This window comes from Micromonospora sonneratiae (assembly GCF_042679305.1).
Classification (GTDB): Bacteria; Actinomycetota; Actinomycetes; order Mycobacteriales; family Micromonosporaceae; genus Micromonospora_H; species Micromonospora_H sonneratiae.
The window spans coordinates 1-22,061 of sequence record NZ_JBHTMP010000051.1; the positions used below are offsets into that span (position 1 = coordinate 1).

At 68.1% G+C, this 22,061-nt stretch carries 16 protein-coding genes; all 16 read right to left on the bottom strand.

The genetic code is table 11. The features are described 5' to 3' along the window. Positions 1-612 precede the first annotated feature (612 nt). On the bottom strand, positions 613-909 hold the full coding sequence (locus ACFQ4H_RS25970) for a hypothetical protein (RefSeq protein ID WP_377575339.1): 297 nt from the start codon (positions 907-909) through the stop codon (positions 613-615). 49 nt (positions 910-958) lie between these two features. Then, the gene (locus ACFQ4H_RS25975) at positions 959-1,840 is read right to left on the bottom strand and encodes a hypothetical protein (RefSeq protein WP_377575341.1); all 882 of its coding nucleotides are present in this window, start codon (positions 1,838-1,840) and stop codon (positions 959-961) included. 2 nt (positions 1,841-1,842) lie between these two features. Next, positions 1,843-3,756 carry a hypothetical protein gene (locus ACFQ4H_RS25980; protein WP_377575343.1) on the bottom strand — a complete coding sequence of 638 codons (1,914 nt, stop codon included), beginning with the start codon at positions 3,754-3,756 and terminating at the stop codon, positions 1,843-1,845. 42 nt (positions 3,757-3,798) lie between these two features. Beyond that, on the bottom strand, positions 3,799-7,125 hold the full coding sequence (locus ACFQ4H_RS25985) for a right-handed parallel beta-helix repeat-containing protein (RefSeq protein ID WP_377575345.1): 3,327 nt from the start codon (positions 7,123-7,125) through the stop codon (positions 3,799-3,801). Then, positions 7,122-7,634, bottom strand: a complete 513-nt coding sequence (locus tag ACFQ4H_RS25990; RefSeq protein ID WP_377575347.1) for a YbaB/EbfC family nucleoid-associated protein — start codon at positions 7,632-7,634, stop codon at positions 7,122-7,124. The genes ACFQ4H_RS25985 and ACFQ4H_RS25990 overlap by 4 nt, the downstream gene beginning before the upstream one ends. Positions 7,635-7,639: 5 nt before the next feature. After that, positions 7,640-9,496 (bottom strand): WXG100 family type VII secretion target, encoded by a 1,857-nt coding sequence (locus ACFQ4H_RS25995; RefSeq protein ID WP_377575350.1) that lies wholly within the window; start codon positions 9,494-9,496, stop codon positions 7,640-7,642. Between the two features lie 57 nt (positions 9,497-9,553). After that, positions 9,554-9,898, bottom strand: coding sequence for a hypothetical protein (locus tag ACFQ4H_RS26000; RefSeq protein ID WP_377575353.1), 345 nt, complete (start codon positions 9,896-9,898; stop codon positions 9,554-9,556). Between the two features lie 181 nt (positions 9,899-10,079). Beyond that, positions 10,080-11,948 carry a hypothetical protein gene (locus ACFQ4H_RS26005; RefSeq protein ID WP_377575355.1) on the bottom strand — a complete coding sequence of 623 codons (1,869 nt, stop codon included), beginning with the start codon at positions 11,946-11,948 and terminating at the stop codon, positions 10,080-10,082. 31 nt (positions 11,949-11,979) lie between these two features. Then, complete coding sequence (locus ACFQ4H_RS26010) at positions 11,980-12,618, bottom strand: hypothetical protein (protein ID WP_377575357.1); 639 nt, start codon at positions 12,616-12,618, stop codon at positions 11,980-11,982. Positions 12,619-12,651: 33 nt separating this feature from the next. Then, positions 12,652-13,035, bottom strand: coding sequence for a hypothetical protein (locus ACFQ4H_RS26015; RefSeq protein WP_377575359.1), 384 nt, complete (start codon positions 13,033-13,035; stop codon positions 12,652-12,654). Positions 13,036-13,095: 60 nt separating this feature from the next. Further along, positions 13,096-13,395, bottom strand: a complete 300-nt coding sequence (locus ACFQ4H_RS26020; protein WP_377575362.1) for a WXG100 family type VII secretion target — start codon at positions 13,393-13,395, stop codon at positions 13,096-13,098. A 27-nt stretch (positions 13,396-13,422) separates the two neighbouring features. Beyond that, positions 13,423-13,707, bottom strand: a complete 285-nt coding sequence (locus tag ACFQ4H_RS26025; protein WP_377575364.1) for a WXG100 family type VII secretion target — start codon at positions 13,705-13,707, stop codon at positions 13,423-13,425. A 77-nt stretch (positions 13,708-13,784) separates the two neighbouring features. After that, positions 13,785-15,281, bottom strand: coding sequence for a type VII secretion protein EccB (gene eccB / locus ACFQ4H_RS26030; protein WP_377575366.1), 1,497 nt, complete (start codon positions 15,279-15,281; stop codon positions 13,785-13,787). Between the two features lie 45 nt (positions 15,282-15,326). Beyond that, positions 15,327-16,709, bottom strand: a complete 1,383-nt coding sequence (gene eccD / locus ACFQ4H_RS26035) for a type VII secretion integral membrane protein EccD (RefSeq protein ID WP_377575368.1) — start codon at positions 16,707-16,709, stop codon at positions 15,327-15,329. Further along, complete coding sequence (gene eccCa / locus ACFQ4H_RS26040; protein WP_377575371.1) at positions 16,706-20,734, bottom strand: type VII secretion protein EccCa; 4,029 nt, start codon at positions 20,732-20,734, stop codon at positions 16,706-16,708. The genes eccD and eccCa overlap by 4 nt, the downstream gene beginning before the upstream one ends. Further along, positions 20,731-21,996: a type VII secretion-associated serine protease mycosin gene (gene mycP, locus ACFQ4H_RS26045; RefSeq protein ID WP_377575373.1), complete on the bottom strand. Its 1,266-nt coding sequence runs from the start codon at positions 21,994-21,996 to the stop codon at positions 20,731-20,733. The genes eccCa and mycP overlap by 4 nt, the downstream gene beginning before the upstream one ends. Positions 21,997-22,061: the final 65 nt, after the last annotated feature.

Here is a 22,061-nt window from a genome sequence, read left to right on the forward strand (position 1 = left end):
TTGTCCTCATCACCCTGAGGCCACCGCTCACCCACCAACACAAACGTGATCCACTCCAACTCCTTCGGAGGACCCGGAATACTCACCACACACCTCCCCATGTGTCACACGGCACTGATCCCGCCGCCTAGTTGATCGACTCGGACAGCTAGGATGAGTGCTCGTGATGCAAAGCCACGCCGAAGGGCGTGTCAGTTGGTCCAAGCCTGGTCATGTTGACGTGCCGTTAGACCTGTGAGCACGCCACAGTTTCCTTTGCTGAGCCAGGCGGGGAGGGCGCTCCTGACTCTTTCCTATGAATTCCAAAACTGGGCTCGGCAGCAAGCCAAGACACACAGCGGTGTGCCTGACGTGTCCGGTCGACCACACACGTCACGCACACCGCCGATAGCCGTGATCCGCCACGCGAGTGGGGCACGGCGAATCGCGTCGAGACCTCAGCTACCGATTAGCTCAATCGCTGTTGGCAATGTCCATACCGCTCCTACATCATGGCCATACCGTGAGCCAACCACCGGCAAGCGACATCGACGTACGGTGGCCGTTACAGCCGTGTAACGCTGGGCAGCGCTGAAAGGCGCAGGGCGCCTCCCAGGTGATGCCGTACGTCACCTAGGTGAGGTTGGCCTCTTCGGTCTTCTTGTATTGCTTGGCTGCTTTCCTGAACTGGTCCGACAGTTTGATGATCCCCTTCTCGGTCTTGGTGAACCCATCCTGCACGCTCGCCAGGCCCGGCTCGTAGACCGCCGACCACTGTTTTCCGATTTCGTCGTCGCCCCAGGGCTTACCGAGGCGTGCGGAATTCGCGTTGAACCGCAGTACGGCGCTGCTGAGCGTCCGGGCTGGATCTTGCAGCAGGGCAGCCACCTTCTCCAGGGCCTCGACGTCGATATTGATCACGTAGCTCATACCTGTGGCTACGTACGCCGAACCGCCACGGTTCAACGTGGCTGGTCAGCTACGTCGTACAACCCACCTGGACCTGAGCCGCAGCATGCCGCGTACCGCCCGTGCCGGCCCCCCGGTTGAGCATCTTGACGCCGATCTGCCCCCGTTGGAGGGGAAAAGACCCCGCCTTGACCCAGGTTCCCCGGGTGGCGGTCTGGTCGATGGTGAAAGTGTCGATCACCGTGGCGTCGCCCCGACCTCGGGTCACCTGGTAGAAGGTGGGCTTCCCTGCCACGTCCGCTTCCCGGTCGCTTCTCGGGATGTACAGCCAGACTCCACAACTGCCCTGAGCGGACGTACCGGTGTTGAACCACCATGTCACGGAGGTGCCGGCATCGTCCCGGCCAGCCTCCCCGGACATCGGCACCGACCAGAAGACGCCGTCGCTGCAACCGGTGCCCTTCCAGCCGCCCGAGATGGTCACTGCCCGCGAGCCTGCGGTAAAAGCCGCGAACGCACCCGATTTCGCGGTCTCGGCACAGCCCGGACCCGCCACCGCCGTGAACGAGTACTGTCGCGTGCTGGTCTGGCGCGGTGTCGCCGTGACCGGTCGGCCAGGCACCACAGGCTGGCCAGGCTCCGTCGACCGGCCGGGAACCGCCGGTACGACGTCACCCGGCGGAACTCCCGGTTCTGCTGTCACATCGGTGACGCCGGGTGTCAGGGCTGTCCAGTCCGGCGGGATCGACGACAGCGGCAGATCGTCCCCGGGGCCGGGCAGGAACGGGTCGGCGGTGGCTGTCGCACCTGCCCCGGTCGACGGCGGTGTCGACGATCCGCTTCCAATCACCACGACCAGCACGACGACCAGGACGATCGTCATGGTCAACACAAGGAGCGCACCACCGGCAAAGCCATTGCGGGACGGTCGGGGTGCAGGATCGTTGGCCATGCCTACGCCTCCTCGTTGGGCTTCTCGACCGAGTCACCCTCGGCGGGGGCTGCGGAGGTGCGCCGGGCGGGAAGCGCTGGGGGCTCCGGGCCCGCGTTCTCGCTCGGCAACGCCACGGCAACCGGAACCGGCACTGCCACGGGTGGGGAGACCGGCACCGGCACGGAGACCGGTGCCGACTGACGTTCCTGCTGACGTTCCTGCTGACGTTCCTGCTGCGGGCGCTGACGGCCCTCGCCAACCGGTACGGCCGGCGGAGCCGGTGACACCACCGGCTGGGCCTGCGGTACGGCGGCCGGTGCCAGCGGCACCGAGGTCACGGCCGGCGCCCCGGGCTCGCCCACGACCTCCCCGGTTGACGCGGCCTCAGCGGCAGGTGCCGCAGCGGGCGTACCCGGTGCCGGTTCCTCGTCCCAGGCGGTAGCACGGCGGATCTGGTCGACGTACTGCAGCAACGTGCTCACGTCGTCCACCGCTGCCTTGCCCCGGCGCGGCGTGCCGGCGGAGGACTGCCCGGCGGGCACCTGCTCGTGCTCGGTCGGTTCCGACGGCGAGCGCCCGACCGAGGTCGCGGGCGCGCCCGGGTTGCGGTCCACCAGGCGGCCATCCGCGGTCAACAGCAGTGGCATCAGCCCGTTGAGCACCCGCCGCAGGCCTTTGCCCATGGCATCGGCGAACCACTCGCCGGCATCGGCCGGCGCGGCCAGCCGCAGTCGGGAGAACACCTCGGCTGGCAGGCGGCGCAGTAGCCGGTCGACCGAACGCCAGGATGGCTGCGCCTGGTCCTCGTCACCGACGCCGATCACCACCGTGCAGTGCTCCGCCTCGAGTGGCAGCCGACGTACCGCGCTCGCCCCCTCGGTACGGTTCACCTCGCGGATCCAGAGGCCAGCCTCGACGATCTCGACCACCCAGCGCTCGTTCAGCATCAGTTGGGCGGCACCGGCCGGCAGCAGCTGGTCGGCGGGGGCGGTCCAGGACAGGATGCGGCCGCCGCCATGTGGTCGCCACGCGACCTCTCGGGCGAACGGGATCCAGGTGGGGTTCCCCTCGCTGTCGATGGCCACCACCTGCTGGCCCCGACCGGCCATCTGGAGCGGCAGTCCGGTGCGTACCCGGAGGGTGCGATTCGCTGCGACGGAGGCCACCGCGCCGAGTTCCCCGTCGGCCACCGGGTGGTCGCCGTACGGCGTGACGACGAGCCTTTCCAGCAGGGTTGCGGGCATGGCTTCGATCAGACGACGTAGGTCCGTACCCCGCAGCGGTGGATCGCCCGGCCGGGACACCAGCAGCGTGACGACATCCGGTTGGACCGGGGTGGCGAAGGCGAGGTCGGTCGGCTGTGGCCGTCCGGCCGGGCTGCGGGTCCGGCGCACCCACAGACCAGCCGGGATCTGCTCGACGGTGAGTTCGGGGATACCCGGATCGGGGAGATCGTTCAGGTAGCGTTCCCATTCTGGGACGGGAAAGCGTCGTCCAGCGATCAGCGGGGGTCGCCCCGGACGGTACCGCAGCCAATGGCCGCCAGCACTACCGTCCTCCCCCGACACTACGTAGAGCGCACCGCCGGGCGTCGCGACGAGTTCCCCGTCCGGCGCGACGACGTCCGCTTCCAGCAGATCGCTCAACACCTGCGCGGGAATCTTGCCGGTCTGGTCGGCGACCGCGGCGCACGGCGCGATCAGGCGTACCGACTCGTAGTGCGCCGGTACCCACCGACACAGGCGGAAGCCGAGTTCGGGATGGTACGCCAACGCCGGGTCGGACATGACCACGCAGATGCGTCCGTTCTCGGCGGGCAGCGCGCGCGCCACGGCTGCCGTGGCCGGATGGACCCCACCGGTCGACACCAGCAGCGTGTCCCCGACCTCGTCGACGCGCAGGCGCGACACCTCAACCGTGCGTTGATGCTGCACCGTTGTCATGGTGGCCCTCCGATTCCCGGTCCGGCCAGGTCATCACTGCAGGTCTTCGGGCAGCAGTGAGGTGAGTTCCTGTGTGGTTGGCGCGGACATACTCATGGTGCGGCCCGCCTGCCTGGTGACCATGCGGTCAAGCACCTGACGGGCGTACCGACCGTTACCGAAGTCACGGCCGCGCTCGACGCTCTGGAAGTGTCGGGCGAGGGCCGCCAGGGTAGCGGGAGCGCAAGTGTAACCGGCTGCCTCCGCGTGCTGGTTGAAGATCACTACCAGCTCGTCCGGGGTGTAGTTCTCGAACTCCAACGGACGGGCGAAGCGGGAGGCAAGGCCCGGGTTCGCGGCCAGGAAGCCGGTCATTTCAGACTTGTAACCGGCCGCGATGACCACCACCTCGTCGCGGTGGTCCTCCATCAGCTTCACCAGGGTGTCGATCGCCTCCGCCCCGAAGTCGTTGCTGCTCCCCCCTCGGGTGAGGCTGTAGGCCTCGTCGATGAAGAGCACGCCGCCCCGGGCCCGGTCGAAGGCATCCTTGGTCTTCCGGGCGGTCTGTCCGATGTACTCGGCGACCAGGTCGCCTCGGGACACCTCGATGAGCTGCCCTGACGAGAGCACCCCGAGTGCGGTGAGCACCTGGCCGAACAGGCGGGCGACCGTGGTCTTACCGGTCCCGGGCGGTCCCGAGAAGATCAGGTGGCGGGAGAGACTGGGCACCGGAAGTCCGGCCTGGCGACGGCGCTCCGCGGTGCCGATCAGGTTGATCAGATCGGTTACCTCACGCTTGACCGACGCCAGGCCGACCATGCCGTTGAGCTTTTCCAGCAGGGCCGGCAACTCGTTGCGGGTACTGCCGGCCGCCGTACCGACCCCCGGTCCGGCGACCGGGCCGAGGTCCTCCGGTACGAGCCGACTGAGCTCCTGCGGTGAGGAGGCCCCTTCGGTCGCCAACCGCTGGGCCTGTCGGTCCACCATCTCCTCGAAGACCTTACGGGCCGTACGGGCGTTGCCGAAGGTCTCGTCCCGGTGGATCCGGCCGAAGTAGCGTTCGAGTGCGGCGCGTGTGCCGTACTCCAGCGTGTACTGGTGCGTCCGGCAGTAGTGCTCCACGATGGTGACCAGTTCCTCGGGCGTGTAGCTGTCGAACTCGACGGTCCTGGTGAACCGCGACGCCAGACCGGGGTTGGTCTGGAGGAACTGGCGCATCTCGTGGGAGTAGCCGGCCGCGATCACCACCACGTCGTCGCGGTGGTCCTCCATCAGTTTGACCAGGGTGTCGATCGCCTCCCGACCGAAGTCCGCCCCCGATCCGCCGGCATCCGCAGCCAGCGTGTACGCCTCGTCCAGGAACAGCACCCCACCGAGTGCCTCGGTGAACTTCTCGGTCGTCTTGATGGCGGTGGCACCGACGTACTGGGCCACCAGGTCCTGGCGGGCCACCTCCACCACGTGCCCCTTGGGCAGCGTGCCGAGGGAGGCGAGAATCTTGCCGTACAGGCGGGCGATGCTGGTCTTTCCGGTGCCGGGCGGCCCGGCGAAGATGAGGTGGCGGCTCATCGGCGGGCTGGGCAGGCCGACCGCCGCCCGCTTGCGGGCCAGCTGCTGCAGGCTCACCAGGGTGGCCACCTCACGCTTGACCGAGGCCAGCCCGACGAAGTTCTGCAACTCGGCCAACAGTTCCTCGGTGGACGCCGTCTCGACCGGGGCGGCGGCCCGCTTCTTCGACCGGCCGGTTGCACCGGGCTTGCCGCCGGCCGTGGCCTGGGTGCCGTGCGAGTCGGGTTCGCCGTTGTCCTCGCTGGTAACGTCCTCGACGGTGAGCCGGGGACCGGGGGTGTTCTGGCGCAGTCCCGCTCCGTCGTTTCCCGCCAGGGTGCAGTCCCGTACGACGATCGGCTGGTCGCTGTCGATGCAGATGCCGTCGCCCTCGTTACCGGTGACCTCACAGCCGGTTATCTCGCCACGGGCCCCCGGCGCCAACCGGATGCCGTCGCCGCCGCAGTCGCGCACGGTCGACTCGGTCAGCGTCGCCTCGCCGCCCTCCTCGATCGCCACGCCCCCGGTACGTCCCTCGTAGATCTCGCATCCGCGCAGCACACAGCGGCCCTGCCCACCGACGAGCACACCCACGTCGTCGCTGGTACCGAACCGGGAGTCGGTGAACTCCGGGCTGCCGCCGTCGAGGCTGCGGACCGAGGCGAACCGGGTGTCGGTGATGTCGGCGCCCTGGATCCGACCGCGACCGTTCTCCGCGACCACGACGCCGTGGCCCTGGCAGCCGGTCACGACGAGTTTGCGCAGCACGGGGTTGGCTCCGGTGGCGATGCGTACGCCATGCTGCCGGGACCGCTGGATCTCGGTGTCGTCGAAGGTGCCGGCGGCGGAGTCACTGATCAGTAACGCGGCATCGGCGCAGTCACGCAGCCGCAGGCCGGTGAAGGTCGGGTCGCTGTGGCCACCGATCCACACCCCGGTCGTCGAGGCGTCACTGACCTCACACTGGTCGAAGTTGCCACGGGACCGGCCGACGATGCGGATGGCATGCCCCCGGGTACGGCTCAGCCTGGCGCGGGCGACGAGCGGATCCGCGCCGTCGGCGATGAGCAGCCCGACGCCCGCCGTTTCGGTGATCACGCAGTCCTCCACCATCGCCCGGCCGAGTCCGGTGACGTACACGCCGACGTCCGAGGTGTCCCGGACCTTGGTCGCCGAGATCCGGGTGGTGGCACCTTTCTCGAGCACCACCGCCGGTCCACCGATCCGGAAGATCTCGCACTGCTGTACGAGTCCCTTCGCGCCGTCGGTGCTACAGATCCCGTTGCCCTGCGCCTCGCTGATAACGCAGTCCCGTAGGGCCAGGTCGGCTCCGGTGCGCAGCACCACGCCGGAGCTACCGACCCGTTCGATCCGGCAGCGTTCCAGGGATCCGCTGGCGTCGTCGGTCGCCACGATCCCGGCACCGACGGAGTTGGTGATGCCACAGTCCGCCATCACGATCGACGCACCGGACCGGACGAACACCGCCGCTGGGGACTCGGCCTGCAGGTCGCAGTTGTCCAGTCGCAACCGGCCCACTCCGACGTCGACGGTGGCCCGCTTGTCGTCGCGATGCCGCAACGTGAGGCCCGCCAGGGTCGCCGTCTCGGTTTGCATGAACACCGCGTGTCCGTCGGGCGGGGCGATGAGCACACTGCCCCGTCCGTCGCGGGCGGTGATGGTGACCGGTACGGACAGGTGCAGTGTCTCGGCGTACTCACCGGGCAGGACGTCGATGATGGCCCCGCTCTCCGCCATGGCCAGCGCGTCGGAGATGCGGCGGTGGCAGCCGGGGTGCGTGGCCGAGACGGTGTAGACGCGACGCGAGGTCACTTGTTGGCTCCGGGTTGCTGGTTTCCGCCGGTGGCCGCGTCGCCCTCTCCCAGGTCGCGGGCGACAGCCTCGATGTCGACACCGTCGAGCAGGTCGGTCGGTGGGCGTTGGAGCAGGTCCAGGAACGACTTTGGTACGGACATCGCGTCGGTGAACGCCGTCCCCCAGTCGATTTCCCCGTTGAGCACGTCGTCGATCTCCGCTCCGGCCATGCCGACGCTGCCGACCTGCTCAGCCACCCGGGTACGTGCGTCACGCTGGGCCTCGCGGATGGTCTCCACGATGAGGCTCGCCAGCTCCGCTCCGGACATCGACCGGTAGGCCTGGTTGAGGAACTTCAGCTCGGTGATCGCGCCCTGCGAATCGACCTCGACGGACAACTGTCGCTTCGGCGCGGTGGCCGAGCCGGTGACCGAGGCGATGCTCTGTTGCAGGCGGGTCATGCTCTCCCGCTGCTGTGCCAGCTCGGCCATCATCTCGTTGATGACTGACTCAAATCCGGACGCCATGACGCTCAGTCCTCCCACTCGTCGTCATAGGACGGGCGACCCAGCACCGAGTTCGCGCCGCGATCATCGTGCCAGGTGTCGTCATAGGCAGCGACCGACTCCCAGCGCCGTGCCTTGCCGGCCTCGGCAGGTGCGCCGACGCCGGCACCGTACGACATCGGTTGGCCACCGAGGCCCATCGGGTGTCCCCCGTACGGCCCGTCGTCGGCGACCGCGGATCGTCCTCGGCTTGCCACCGCGGCTCCCAGGCCGGTCAGCACCGTTGGCGGGTCGTCGTAGTCGGGCGCGTACGTCACCGTGTTGCCGCCGAGGTTGGCGGACGTCAGGCTCGTGGCCGTGGTGAGGCTCGACGGCGTCTGCGTGAGGATCGGCAAATCAGGTGGCGTGATCGCCGCTGCACCCCGCGGTGGGGTCACCGACAGGCCGCCGAGTACGGCGATGTCCGGCTTACCGTCGTCGTTGACGTCGACCCCGGTCATACCGTTCGGGGTGGTCACCAGCGGTGCATTGTCGAGAATCTCACCGTTGACCCCGATGTCGGGTTTGCCGTCACCGTTGACGTCGACCCCGGTGACCCCGTCCACCGTGATCAATGTGGCGTCGTGCAGTGGCTTACGGTCCATGCCGAGGTCGGGGAGACCGTCGCCGTCCACGTCGATGCCACGGATCCCGTCCTTGGTGACGATCGGGGCGTCCGGCAGGATCTGGCCGCTGATCCCGACGTCCGGTCGACCATCGCCGTCGACGTCGATACCGATCGTGCCGTCGGGCCCCCGCACCACGGGTGCGTCCTTCAGGATCTCGCCGTCGACGCCGATGTCCGGGCGTCCGTCGGCGTCGACGTCCACGCCCTTGACTCCGTCGAGTTCGACGAGCTTCGCGTCAGGCAGCGGCTTGCCGTCGAGGCCGAGGTCGGGCACGCCGTCGCCGTCCACGTCGATGCCAGTTACGCCCTTCTTGTCCTTGGCCTTGGGTGCGTTGGGCAGAGCGCGGTTGGTGTCGGTGAGTCGACCGCCTGGTAGACCACCGCCGGCACCACCACCTTCGCCCTCACCGGAGCCACCACCTGAGCCCTCGCCCTCGCCTTCGCCCTCCGAACCAGGGCCACCACCACCGTCGAGGCCCGAGCCGGAGCCTTCGCCGCTACCGCCGCCTTCCCCTTCGCCCTCGCCTTCGCCTTCGCCTTCGCCCTCACCCTCAGGACCAGAACCGCCACCCCCACCGCCGCCTTCCCCTTCGCCCTCGCCCTCAGGACCAGAACCGCCGCCGCCCTCTGTTTCCGTCTCGTCCTCCTCACCGTCACCGTCTTCGCCGGTGCTGCCGCCGCCACCGCTCTTGGGTTCCTGGGTCCAGGTCTCCGGAAGGGCATCCAGCTTCCCCTCTATCCGGCGATATTCATTTGCCAGATCTACGAGGACCTGCCGTGCCGCAGCATCGTACGAAGCCTTGATTGCCGCCACATCCACGCCGGCAGGAGGCGGGTCGGGTAGTTCGTCGAGAATCTTGGTGTTCAGCCACTCATGCAGGAAGTTGACCTGCCGCTGCGCCTCCGTGAGTGCTTCACCGCCCAACTTGAGCTCGGTCTCGTAGCTGTCAAAAACAGGAAGACCGATCGAATCCTCAAGCTCCTTGATCGCCGACGAAACCTTGGTCATGAATCCGTCGAATGCGGTAGCGGCAGACCCGGTCCAGGTTGCCCCGACGACCTTCTCCACCTCTGTCTTGATACTCGAGCGGAGAGTGCCGAGGTTCTTGTACACATTCCCGAAGATCGCCGAGGCATCTTGTAGCGAACTCGGCTTACCCGCAGCTAACGCTGCCTTGATCTCATCCAATTTCCAGGACTCATAATTCTCCGGCACCAGACTCCCCTCCCCCAGACAAAGCAAGTTAGACAGCGACAGGAACTACCGCACGATTTACAGCTTGAGGCCGGGCAGATACTCCTTCACCTGCGCGACCAACTCGTCCAACTCGGTCATCACGGCACTGGCGTCGTCACCCGAGCGCCGATACTCTGCCGCAACATTCTTCAACGCACTGACAGTCTGGGTCAGCAACTTCCGCAGGTCAGCCAACTCTTCCTCCACCTCTCCCTTACGCAGGTCGTAGTGCAGGCTCAGAGCTGTGCCGTCCGGAAAGTTCCCGGGAGAGATGCTACTGCTGGGAAGGGACGTAAAGAACGGATCGATCAAGTCCACGCAAAGCTTTTCAAGCTTTCCAGCAAGAGTCTCGATATCTTCGGGCTTAACGGCTACTGCCACCGCGATCTCCTCTGCTCATCATAGAAGGCTCCATCTTTTTTTCGACCCGATAATCGATTTCCGGTTCGCAATGTCTTTCAGGCTTGCTTCGGGCTGCCGAGAGATTCGTTCAAGGAGTCAGGCTCAGCTCTCATCCACACCGCGATCTCCTCTGGTTCCCATACGAACCTGCTTCTTCCGGCTAGCGCCGGGATGCGCCCGACTGCCAGCCACCCTGGGACGGCCGTTGTGGCCGAGGTACCCCACGCGGGCGCCTCACCGGAGCTGCCCACTCGTCGACCACGTCCTCCTCTTCGTCGTCGAACACGGGACGACCAAGTGCGGTGACCGGCATCAGATCGTCGGTCCACACCTCCTCGTCCTCCTGCAGCCACGTCTGCCGCTCACGCTCGTTGTTGTTGGCTCCACCGGCACCGGCACCCACCGCCGGTGGAATCGGCGGCGGATAACCGAGACCGCCCTGGCCAGGAAGAGCCATCGAGGAGTCGGCGGACGTCGTCGACCCCTCACCACCGGACACCCGCCGAACCTGATCGGTCGGCACCCAACCACTGGGATCGGGTGACCCCGGCGAATCCGGCGACCCGGACGAGTCCGGGTTCATCGGCCGGCCGTCAAACCCGATGTCCGGCACACCATCACCGTTCATGTCGAACCCGGTCCGCCCATCAGGACCGGTAGCCACCTGACCCCCTGCCGCAGGACCCGATCCAGGCAGTGCCCGGCCGTCCAGACTCATGTCGGCGATGCCGTCGCCGTCGAGGTCGATCCCACCGGCGACCAACTGGCTGCCCTCGGGCAGGTCACCACCAGGTAAGGGCTGCAGATCCAGGGAAAGATCCGGCACGTCGTTACCGGTGATGTCATAACCGGTGGTGCCGTCCGGACCGGTGACCAACTGGCTGCCCTCCGGCGCACTACCGTCACGCAACGCCCGGCCATCCATCCCGACGTCAGCGACACCATCGCCATCGAGATCGACACCCATCGAGCCGTCCGGGCGCCGCACCACGCGGCTACCAACGGGCAGATCGCTTCCGGGCAGCCGGACACCGGCAGTGCTCAGATCCGGAACACCGTTACCCGTCAGATCAAGACCACGCGTGCCATCCGGCCCGGTGACCAACGAGCCGTCCCTCAAACCCCCCAGCCCACCACCCGCACCGAGATCCAGCCCACCGCCCGACCCCAGACCATCCAACCCACCACCCGAACCGCTCGAACCCAGATCCAAGCCACCGCCCGACCCCAGACCATCCAGCCCACCACCCGAACCACCGCCGTCGAGCAGGTTGTTCAACTTGTCGTCCAAGCCGCCCAGGCCATCGTCGCCACCACCCAGGTCCAGATCCGACTTGTCGTCCTTCTCGTCGCCGCCCTCATCGGTGGCGTCAGACTTGACCTTGACTGACGAGAAATCCGGACCGGACGGCAGGAACCGATATTCCGGCGCAGCAGCCAGATACGCATCCGACAGGGTCCTGACAATCGTCTTGCGAATCGACTTCATGTTGTCGATGACGGTGTCCACCGCTGCGATGTACTTCTCGCGGGCAGCCCAGAACCTCCGCTCCTCGGAAGCACTGTTCGTACTGTTCTTGTCGCGCCAGTAGGCCGGATGGTCCATCGCCCTCCAGAGGCTGGAGTGCTCGTCGGTCCCCTTACCGTCCTTGTTGATCCGACTCCACTCCGGATGGATGTACCCGTGCAGGTGGGTATCGAAGTTCTTCTGGGCCGTGCCGTGCGGTATCGCCACCAGGTTGCGGGTGGCGTACGCGTACTCGCCGACCCTCTTTCCGATCTCGTCCATGAGCTTCAGAAAGACTTCTACGGTGTCGCCGAACACGTTCGCGGCCGGACCGGTCCAATAGCCACTTCGATCGAGGTCCGCCCGACGCAGCTCGCCCCGCATACTGGTAAGTCCGTCCAGGACCTTCTCCAACCGGTCGGCAGCATCTTCGGCCGCCTCCGGGCCGGACGCCGTGGCCCCTTCGCCCGGTCCCTCCTGGTAGAGCCACTCCCGATGAAGCTTGGTGTGCTCCTCGATCACCTTCCCTTTCGAATTCCGGAGCTCCCACGCCTTATCCGTCCACTCGCCCACGCCACGCCCCTCCCCTGATCTCGGCAGCCGGTACCACCCATTCCGTCGGTAGACCGACCGGCAGTATCGATCGTGAAACGCGTTGGCGACTCGGCGGCGGAACGACCCAGGACGTCGTCAACCGGGTTCGCCCCAGCGTGGTGTCGACCAGTGGCCGCTCCAACTCGACGACCGCCCCCTGGTACGCGGTGACCAACCCCTGCAAGATCTTGTCGGCCTCACGATCGATGGAGACACGGTCACAGGCCACTCCGATGGCCCGCATCTGCACCTCGTACGCGCTCACATCCCGTTGGAACTCGGCAAGGTCATGCTGGGTGGTCGAGAGGGCATCGGCAGCCTGGGCCAACGCCCTGCCCTGCCCACGTAAGGGTGCTGCCAGCCGCTCCGCCGCATCGGCCAGGCCGACGATCACCATCGAGAGCCGGACCGCCGACGAGCCGGCCCGAACGAAGGCCGGCAGGGCGGGCTGGGCCTTCCCCCTGAGGAGATTCGCGACCTCGCCCAGCGCCGCGCCCAAGCGCAGCAGCACCTCACCGGCGGCTTGCAGGGTAGCTGGATCGCCGCCATGGAGCACATGCTCCACGGTGTGACGGCTGCCGACCTTCGTGCTCCGCATGGTTTCCCCTTCCATGACGACGCCAGCGGGTGGTCACAGTTTCGGAATATCGTCGACCGGTAGTGGACTGTATTCCGGATAGGTCTTGGAAATAGATTTGATCATGCCCATTAGACGGTCGAGGTCATTCTTGTTGATCTCGTCTGTCTGTTCGTATACATCGGCCAGTTTTAGCAATTCCTGACCGGTGTCGTAGAACACCTTAGAAAGGTCGACCAGCAGCTTGACCAGGTCGGTGTTCACTCGGGTGCCGTACCGTTTCTTCAAGGCCTCGGCACCCGGCTCCACCGAACCCGGTCGGATCATCGCCGCCTCCGCCTCCAGGGCGAGCCCGTCGAGCGTCTCGGACCAGTCGATAAATTTGATCCCGAGCAACCTGATGTCTCTCGGGCTGGCCGTTACCTTTTCCTCTGCCATCCCGTCCTCCTACCCCAGATGGATGGCTGGGCCGGCCCGACGGCCGGCCCAGCTACCTGATCAGGCACCCTCCTGCCAGCGGGCCGAGTTGACCCGCTCGGTCAGGTTGTAGTTGTCCAGGACGTTCCGCAGGCCCGGAGCAGCCTTGGTGGTCAGGATGGCCGCCATCTCGTTGATGTGCCGTTCCCAATTCGCCTTGCATTGCAGGTAGAGCATCTTGGCGTCACCATCCCAGCTCGCGAGCTTGGTTTCGGCGGCCGTCTCGAAATCGTCCAGCGCGGTGTCGATCTTGTTGTGCGTCGCCCGGATGTACTCGATGACGTTCAGGAGGTCTTCTTTATCGTATTCATAAGCAGTCACGGTTTATTCCTCAGCTTCCATTACTGACTAATTGAAGAACGCCTGCCCACTCGCGTAGTCCTCAGCCTGCTCGACGTTGCCGGCGCCACCGACCAGCCGGTCGGCGATCGAGTCCAGTTCCTTGAGGACACCGTTGAATTCGTTACTCCACGCATCCATCGTCTGTCGGAAGAGCGTGGCGGCCTGACCTTTCCAGTGAAGGGCGGACGTGTGCGTATCCAGGTCACGCATGTAGCCGACGATCTCCTGGTAGGTAGCCACGGCTAATGCGCCGGCTTCCTTCATAGCTTCGCTGTCATTTGACGTGTTCATCGCAACCGCCTCTCTCTTGTCGACACAATGGGTGAATGTGACTGGGATGGGCCGCGGACTTCACGCGGCGTTTGACGCTATTCAGCGGGTTCTCCACCGCCTCCCCCCGCCGTACCTGTCCCGGTGCTGCCCGACCTCGGCGTGCCCGGCAGCATCGATGCGCCCGGCTCCACCAGCGGCACGGTGGCCCGGGCCGCCGCCGGGTCGAGCGGGCTTCCCACCGGCAGCAGTTCCAGGATCGGTGCCGGCACCGGCATCGCGGCCACCCCGCGGTAACCGAGCGCCGCCGCCGCGTCGTCGGTCGGGATCGGATAGCGCACGCCGTTGTCGACCAGCAGGTAGCGGGTGCCCCCGGCGACCCCGGGCCCGGGCAGGTCCCGCACCAACAGACCGGTCCCGGCCGTGATCGAGACCTGGTCTGCTCCACTGCCCAACGGAGCGCCCGACGGCTTCGGGGACACCGCCAGCCCGAGGTGCACCTCGGGCCCGTCGGACTTCATGGAGATTCGCAGGCACGGCGCCTTGTCCGGGTCGACCTGGAGCAGGCGCGGCGGCTGCGCCGGCAGCCCCTGGTTGACCGAGGAGAAGGCGGACATCCGGGCCTGCGCCAACGTCGCCGGGCTCAGCTCCAACATGGTCACCCGACCACCGGGATACGCGGTCCGGGTCGCCTGGTCAGCCAGCATCAGTGCGGCACCCACGGCGGTCAGCGGCGACAACCCGTCGGTACGCATGACGAAGAACTGGTCGGCTTCACCGGCCCCGACGCTGGGCACCTTGAACAGTTGCCCGACGACGGAGGCCTGACCGTCGATCTTCGGGCCGGCGCTGCCCCGGTCGGAGACCCCCTCGGCCACCAGGTCCGGGCCAACCGGCACTGCGTTGATCCACGACCAGCCGACCTGGCGTACGGTCGCCGCCGAATAACCCAGCGCGCTGAGCATCGCCGTGTTCGGCACCCGTAGCCGCTGGTTGTTCCAGATCAGGAAGGTCTGGTTCACCGGGGTCCGGACGACCAGCGCCTCCTCCGACGCCGCGACGACGGGCACGTCGGCGGTCGGGCCCACGTCCAGCGTGACGTGCGGGCGGTTGACACCGACGGAGTCCGGGCGGGTGGTCGAGCAGACCCGCCATTGGCTGGCGGTCAGGCGCTTGGTGTCGGGCAGGTAGTCGGGTGCGGCGAGGATGCCGACGGGCAGCCCGCGCCGGACGTCACGCAGCGAGTTGCGCGACACGGTCACCACCTTCGGCGCGCCGTTGAGGATCAGCCGGGCGGAGGTGTGGTTGAGCACCGGGCGCAGGACACCGTCCACGACGACGTACCGGGTTCCGGTCTCCTTCTCCACCACCAGCACGCCCGGTTTCCGCCAAGCCTTGCTGCCGCCGGGGGCGAAGAACCCGTAGACCCCGAAGCCGACCAGCATCAACCCGCCGAGCAGCAGGCCACAGACCGATCCGACCAGGAACCGGCGCAGCGGTGACATCGGCGCGTCGGGGTCGGCCCGCAGCAATGCGGACACCATCCGGCCCACCACGAAGGCATGGGCCTGGGCCTGATCTCGGCGGTTGTGCACGGGTGGCTTCTCCTCCTGCCGGGTCGGTTGGTCTGATCGGGTCCGCTAGCCGGCCAGGGAACGGGCCCACTGGTAAGCGTCGAAGACAGCCAGCAGGGTCAGGATCATGCCCAGGGCGAACAGGTACTCGACGAAGTCGGCGATGCGTCCCCAGTAGGGCAACAGCCGCCGGCCCGGCAGACTGCGGGACATCGCAAGGGTGGCCACGGCGATGGCCAGCAGGCCGATCACGGACAGGGCGGCGACCATCTGGGTGCCGCCGGCGAGCCGGATGATGAGCACCGACAGTCCGACCAGTACCGGCAACAGGGTCGCCGCCCGTTGCCAACCTGAGCCGAGACTCCGCGAACGCAGCGCCAGCACACCGACGACGGAGATGACGAACCAGGTCGATGCCCATCCGCCGGTGCGGGCCAGCACCGCGAGCCCGCCGGTGCAGATCACCCCGGCGGCGACCAGCAGCCAGGTGAGGTAGGTGTCGGCAACCAGGGCACCGGAGATGACCTTGCCGCTGGGGAACGGATCGATGTCGTCGGAGAGATCGGCCGCGCTGGTGGGTAGCTGGGGCAACCGGAGCAGGGCCATACGGAACGCCAGTGAGGGCGCGGAGGCCGTGGCCAGCAGCGCCACCGTCAGGACGGCCGCCGCAGCCTGGGCACTGGCCAGCCCGAGAACCATCAACAGCGTGTAACCGGAACCGGCCAGGCTGGCCAGCCACGTGGCCAGGAAGAAGGCGCGATAGTGCCCGACCGCGAAGGTCACCAACAGGGCGGTGACGCTCGCGGCAACCGCCGCACACAGCAGTTGTGGCGCGGCCGAGTCACCGGATGCCGGCGGCGGCAGCACGGTGTAACCGGCGAGGCCGGCGAAGGGTACGGCGGCCACCCCGAGCGTGATCGCGGCCCAGCCGTCGGCCAGCGCCCGGGAGCACATCATGGCGCCGAAGGCCAGTCCGACGGCACAGCCGGTGGCCAGCGTGCCGCGACGGGTGACCCCGTCGTCGAGCAGGATGACGAAGCAGGTGAGCAACGTGACGGCACAGCAGACGAGGAACAGCACCCGGGTCAGGCTGTCCCGCCACCGGTCGGGGCGGTTGCTGACGCCGGTCGCGAGTCCGTCGACCAGGTCGTCGAAGTGCACCGGCGGCAGTTGCTTCTCCCTCGGCCGCAGATAGAGCGTCTCGCCGTCCCGGATCTGAAGTGAAGCGGGGGTGAGGTCCTCGTCGAGCGGCCCGCCGCCCAGCCGTTGCAGCACCCAGTCGCCCTCGCCGGTGAAGGCTCGGTTCTGGCCGGGCTGGTCGAGCACTCCGGACATGGTGGCCCGCTGCACCAGGACCGGCATCAGGTCGGCCAGCGGCACCATGGACGGTAGCGCCACCTCCACCGTCCGGTGCGGGGTAACCAGGACGACGCGGCTCAGGTCGCTCATCGGTTGGCCTCTCCTGGTTGATCGCCGGCCGGATCGACGATCAGTGGTGTCTGGAACTGGATCGGGTTGGCCCGGCGGCGCACCAGCTGGGCTCGGCCGACGGGCAGGGTCAGCGGCTTGACCTGACCGAGGAAACCGCCCTCCTCACGGGGGCAGGAGAAGAGCACGGCGGTGCTGCCCAGGTCCCACATCCGGCGTAGCAGCGGGTCGCTCATGCCCCGGTGGGCACCGGCGGTGCTGCGGGAGACGATGACGTGCAGACCGATCTCCGCACCGTGGGCCAGCAGGTCGACCAGCGTCTCCGCCGGGTAGTCCATGGTGCCGGAGATCATGTCGTAGTCGTCGATGAGCACGATCAGTCGCGGCCCCTGCCACCAGTCCCGGGCGGACAACCGGTCCGGACTGATGTCCGGGCCGGGTACCCGGCTCTTGAGCAGCGGTACGCCCCGACCGAGCACCTCTCGCAGGGCCGGGGCGTTGAGGGCGTACCCGACCGTCTGGTTCGCGGGAAAGATGTTGGCCAGGTTGCGACGCGGGTCGACGACCAGGACCTGCGCCTCGGCCGGCGGGAAGCGGTCGATGATGGCCTGGGCGACATGGCGCAGCAGGTTGGTCCGACCGGTCTCGGTGTCGCCGAAGATCATCAGGTGCGGGTTGGTGCCGAAGTCGTGCCAGACCGGCTGGAGCCGCTGGTCGTCGAGGCCCAGCGCGACCCGCAACTCGCCCTCACCCGGGGTGGCCGGCAGGGCCTGCCGCGCCAGCACCTTGGGCAGCATGCGTACGGCCGGCGCGGGCTCGCCGGTCCAGCCGTCCCGGACCGCCCTGACCAGGGCAGCCAGCGCGGCACCGTCCTCGACGGACGACCCGCCGGACTCCGGTTCCGCCGGGTCGCCCAAGACCGGGTCGCCTTCGTCGGACCGCAGACGCGGTACGACGGTCAGGAAGTGGAACTTGTCCGGGGTCAGACCACGTCCCGGCAGTTCGGGTACGGTCTTGGCCTTCCGGAAGTCGATCTCGGACTCCATGGCGTCACCGAGGCGCAGCTCGAAGCGGCTCTGCAGGACGTCACGCAGCCACGGCCGGATCTCCGACCAACGACCCGCACTGATCACCAGGTGCACGCCGTAGCTCAGGCCCCGGGTGGCGATCTCCTGGATCGCCGGCTCCAGCACCTCGAATTCCTGGTGGAGGGTGAACCAACCGTCGATGACCAGGAAGACGTCGCCGAACCGGTCCTCGGCGTACTGTCCCGCCGCCCGGGCCCTCCGGTAGGCGGCCATCGACTCCACGTCGTGCTGGCCGAAGTGCAACTCGCGTTGGTCGAGGATGTCGGACACCTCGGCCACCACGCGGGTGACCCGCTCCCGGTCCCTCCGGTTGGCCACCCCGCCGACGTGCGGAAGTTCGGCCAGCGCCGCCATCGCGCCGCCACCGAAGTCGAGGATGTAGCACTGGACCTCGCGTGGGGTGTGGCTGAGGGCGAGTCCGGCGACCAGCGTACGCAACAGGGTGCTCTTGCCGCTGCGTGGCGCCCCGACCACCACCGCGTGCCCCTTGGCCCCCTCCAGATCGGCGACCAGCAGGTCCCGACGCTGCTCGAAGGGCCGGTCCACCAGACCGACCGGCACCCGCAGCCCACCGTACGGGGTACCGAAGCCACGCAACGGGTCGAGCGTGAGCGGCGGCAGTACCTCGTCCAGGGCGGCCGGCTCGGCCAACGGCGGCAGCCACACCCGGTGCGCGGGCGGTCCGGCATCATGCAGCCGGTCGACGATCACCGCCAGGGTCGTCTCGGTCGCCGGGACCTCCTCGGCGGACGGTTCCCGGGGCGGTGGTTCGACCGGCCGCGACGAGGGCACCACGTAACCGGCCTCGAAGCCCACCACGCGGGAGTTGCTGACCGGCTGGGCGACCCGCTTGCCCCGGATCGGGCACGGGCCGGAGACGTACGCGCCACGGAACCGGACCAGCGTGGTGGTGTCCGTACGCAGGTAGCCGGAGCCCGGTGGCAACTGCTTCTCGTACGCGTCGTTGACACCGATGACGCTGCGCGACTCCATGGACGAGAACATCTTCAGACCGATGCGGTACGACAGGTGGGTCTCCAGGGTGTGGATCCGCCCCTCCTCGAAGCGCTGCGAGGCCAGCAGCAGGTGCACCCCGAGCGATCGACCGAGTCGGCCGATCATCATGAACAGGTCGCTGAACTCCTGTTTGACGCTCAACAGCTCGCCGAACTCGTCCACGATGATCACCAGCGTGGGCAGCGGATCCAGTTCGGCACCGGCGGCGCGGGCCCGCTCGTACTCCAGCACCGAGGTGTGGCTGTGCTTGCGCAGCAACTCCTGTCGACGGACCAGCTCACCCTGGAGCGCGTCCTGCATCCGGTCGACCAGCGGCAACTCGTCGACCAGGTTGGTGATTAGTGCCGAGACGTGGGGCAGCCCGTCCAGCCCGAGGAACGTGGCACCGCCCTTGAAGTCGACCAGCACCATGTTGAGCTTCTCCGAGGAGTGCGCCAGGGCCAGCGACAGCACCAGCGTACGGATCAGCTCGCTCTTGCCGGAGCCGGTGGCACCGATGAGGATGCCGTGTGGTCCCATGCCGCCCTGCGCGGACTCCTTCAGGTCCAGTTCGACGGTCTGGCCACGCTCGGTGATACCGATCGGCACCCGCAGGTGGTCCCAGGCCGTCCGGGCCTGCCACAGCACGTGCGGGTCCATGGTGCGCAGGTCGGCGATACCGAGCAGGGCGGCCAGGTCGGCGGAGACGGCGGTGGCGTCCGCGACGACACCGGTCCCGCCCAGCCGGTAGGGGGCGATCTGCCGGGCCAGGGCGCGACTACGCACCAGGGTCAGTCCGTCGACGCGGCCGATCGGGGTGGACTTCTGGTCACCCGCCCGGCTCATGTCGACCTTCTCGATGTCCCCCTCGCTGATCCGCAGCCGCAGCGTCGTCGGGGCCCCGTCCCACGGCAGACTGCCGTCGACGTCGATGGCAACCAGGTTGCGGTAGCCGGCACCGCCGAGCCGGTGGTTGCCCGGGATCGGTGCCTCGTCGAGGACCACCACGACGAACGGTTCAGTCGGGCTCGGCAGCACCCCGGGTTCGTAGCGGCCCCGTTCCTCCAACGACTTGCCACCGAGCAGCTTCTCCAGGTCGACCCAGGCATCGCAGACCAGGCGTACGGCACCGGCCGCGTCGGTCTGCTCGCCGTGCTGCGCGTGTGGCAGCCACTTGACCCAGTCCCAGTCCCGCAACCGGTCGGTGCTGGCCAGTACGGCGATCTGCACGTCCTCCGGACTGTGGAAGGTGGCCAGTTGCGCCACCATGGCCCGGGTCAGTGCCCGGGTCACGTCGGCATCCCCGTCCAGGCTGACCCGGGCGAAACCGCGCAGGTAGACCGCCACCGGCATGTCCTCGATCACCGTGTAGGCGCGCAGGAAGCGACGGAGCGCACCGGCGCTCAACGGTTCGAGGTCCTCGACCGGCTTGGTCTGCGGGGCCTGCAGCGTCAGCGCCAGTCGTTGCTGGCCCAGTCCGATCCGTACCTCGGCGAAGTCGGCGTGGTTGGCCCGGCGTTCCCAGAGCCGGTCGGTGGGCACCAGCGCCCAGAGCCGGGCCGGGTCCGGGTGGGTGAACAGCACCGAGATGCGCTGCTTGTCGACGCTGCGGCGCACCTGCTTGCGGGCCTGGCCGAGGTAGCGCAGATAGTCCCGCCGCTCGCCCCGCAACTTGGCCTTGCGCTCCGTCCCGGCCCGCATCAGCACGGCGAACGCCATGACGATGGCCGACACCCCCATCAGTCCCGAGGTCAGGTAGAGCATGGGACGGCTCTCCCCCGGCTGGAGGTAGAACATCGCCATCGCACCCGAGCCCATGACCATGGGGAGATACGTCAGCAGGTTGGTGATCTGACCGCCGGCCGTCTCCGGAAGACCGGGCGGCTCCTGCAGTGGGAACTCGCCCTTGTCGATCGGTGGGGCGGATCGGCGGGGTGTCCGCGTCACCTGGATCGTGCTCATCCGAACCTTCCTCGGCGGTCCCGGTCCGACGGCCGGCCCCTGCCGCGCCGGGACTGCGGTTTGGGCTCTTCTTCCAGCTCACCGATGCTGCGCCAGCCCCGCCGGGTCCCGCGCGGGATCAGGTACCCCACCAGCCCGATGAGGCCGGCCAGGACGACGGCCGTCAGGGAGAACTCGAAGGCTGCCTCCCGGGCCGAGGTCTCCGCCGCCGACTGCGCGACCGGGTTCAGCGGTGGCTGCGGCCCGACGGCGGGAACCCGGGTGTGCTCCTCCGGCAGGATCGTGGTGACCGCCTGGTACGGGTTCACCACTCCCCAGCCCATCTGCTGGTCCGGCAGGGTGGTGCCCGGATGGTCGGCGGTCAGCTCCAGCCGCCGCTTCACCTGCACAGCGGTGAGCTTCGGATGGTACGAACGCACCAGCGCGGCGGTGGCCGCCACGAACGGTGTCGCGTAGCTGGTGCCGCTGTCGACGAGGTGCCCGACACCACCCCGACTCAGACTCACCACATCCACTCCCGGGGCCATCAGATCGAGGTAGGAGCCGACCTCGGAGAATTCGCTGCGTCGGCCGTCCGGGCCGACCGAGCCGACCGCCAACACCTGGGGATACGCCGCCGGGTAGGCGACCGGGTTGCCCTGCTGCGCCTCGTTGGAGGCCGCTGCGACCAGCAGTACGTCCCGGCCCGCCGCGTACTCCACGGCCAGGCGCAGCTCCTCGCTGGGGAAGAAGGTGCTGGCCGAGACGTTGATAACGGAGGCCCCGGCGTCGACCGCCGCCCGGATGCTGCGGGCCAGGGTGGACGCGGTGCCGTCGCTCGGCCCGTTGGCCTGCCGGATCGGCATGATCGTCGCACCGGGTGCCAGGCCCACCATGCCGGTGCCGGATGCCGGCCGGGCGGCGATGACCCCGGCGACGAAGGTGCCGTGGCCGTAGCAGTCGTCGTCGGCGGCTCCCGCCCGGTTGACCACGTCGACGCCACGCCGTACCTTGCCCGCCAGCTGCGGCACCGCCGCGTCCACTCCGGTGTCGATGACGGCCACCAGCACGCCTTCACCCTTGGTCAGCGGCCACACCCGTTGCGGCTTCAGCCGCTCGTGTGTCCAGGGCACCTCGGGTAGCAGCTTCTGTGACGGGGTGGTGCACCGGGTCGTCGGGGCGGCGGCGGCCGGCGCGGCCACCACGACCGGCACCGGTAGTGCGGCCAACAGGGTCGTCCAGGCCAACAGGCGTACGGCCCGCGCCCGAACCCGCTGCCGCATCACTGCCTCCCACCGGCGTCGCCCTGCCGCGGCGCCCTGTCGCGGTCACTACGCGTACGTTGATC

Bases quoted from the DNA above. Each gene is read 5' to 3' on its own strand.
- ACFQ4H_RS26010 (WP_377575357.1), bottom strand. From the start codon at position 12,618: ATGCGGAGCACGAAGGTCGGCAGCCGTCACACCGTGGAGCATGTGCTC.
- ACFQ4H_RS25975 (WP_377575341.1), bottom strand. From the start codon at position 1,840: ATGGCCAACGATCCTGCACCCCGACCGTCCCGCAATGGCTTTGCCGGT.
- mycP (WP_377575373.1), bottom strand. From the start codon at position 21,996: ATGCGGCAGCGGGTTCGGGCGCGGGCCGTACGCCTGTTGGCCTGGACG.
- ACFQ4H_RS26025 (WP_377575364.1), bottom strand. From the start codon at position 13,707: ATGAACACGTCAAATGACAGCGAAGCTATGAAGGAAGCCGGCGCATTA.
- ACFQ4H_RS25970 (WP_377575339.1), bottom strand. From the start codon at position 909: ATGAGCTACGTGATCAATATCGACGTCGAGGCCCTGGAGAAGGTGGCT.
- eccCa (WP_377575371.1), bottom strand. From the start codon at position 20,734: ATGAGCACGATCCAGGTGACGCGGACACCCCGCCGATCCGCCCCACCG.
- eccD (WP_377575368.1), bottom strand. From the start codon at position 16,709: ATGAGCGACCTGAGCCGCGTCGTCCTGGTTACCCCGCACCGGACGGTG.
- ACFQ4H_RS25990 (WP_377575347.1), bottom strand. From the start codon at position 7,634: ATGGCGTCCGGATTTGAGTCAGTCATCAACGAGATGATGGCCGAGCTG.
- ACFQ4H_RS26015 (WP_377575359.1), bottom strand. From the start codon at position 13,035: ATGGCAGAGGAAAAGGTAACGGCCAGCCCGAGAGACATCAGGTTGCTC.